The organism is Ideonella sp. P3_A4, from assembly GCF_056403075.1.
Map to the genome: position 1 here is coordinate 1 of NZ_JBFUGE010001350.1, position 588 is coordinate 588.

1 protein-coding gene and 1 pseudogene are annotated in these 588 nt (G+C 63.4%); both read right to left on the minus strand.

The genetic code is table 11. From position 1 onward, the window contains the following. A pseudogene (gene eno, locus AC1DYI_RS37965) lies at nt 1-311 on the minus strand (phosphopyruvate hydratase); the annotation flags it as partial. A gap of 95 nt (nt 312-406) precedes the next feature. After that, nucleotides 407-588 (minus strand): DUF1330 domain-containing protein (locus AC1DYI_RS37970; protein WP_477209203.1); only part of this gene is annotated, 182 nt, incomplete at its 5' end.

Sequence of the window (588 nt, forward strand, 5' to 3'; positions counted from 1 at the left end):
CTCTTGTTGTCGGTGCCGTCCAGGTCGATCAGCGTCTTGTCGAGGAAGGCCTGCTCGGAGGCATCCAGGCCCAGCACGGCTTCGCTGATGTCGTTGTTGATGTTCTGGACGGCCTTCAGCACGCCCTTGCCGAGGTAGCGGCTCTTGTCGCCGTCGCGCAGCTCGATGGCTTCGCGCGAGCCGGTGGACGCGCCCGACGGCACGGCCGCACGGCCCAGGGTGCCGCTTTCCAGCAGCACGTCGCATTCGACGGTGGGGTTGCCGCGGCTGTCGAGGATCTCGCGGCCGACGATGTCAACAATGGCACTCATTCAGTCTCACTCCAAGTCAATAACAAATCGCGGCGGCAGGATGCCGGAAATCCGTTACCTGCGCGCATCAAGTTCTGTTCGGGTCAGGCGACGCCTCAAACGACGCCTTCGAAGCCCTCGACGAGCACCATGTTGAAGTACTCGGTGGCGCCCAGGCGTTTCTGGCGGATCTGGGTGTACTGGGCGTCGTCGTAGAAGGCCTTGGCCTTCTCGTAGCTGGGGAAACGCAGCACGGCGATACGGTGCGGGTTCCATTCGCCCTCGAGCGTCTCGTGCT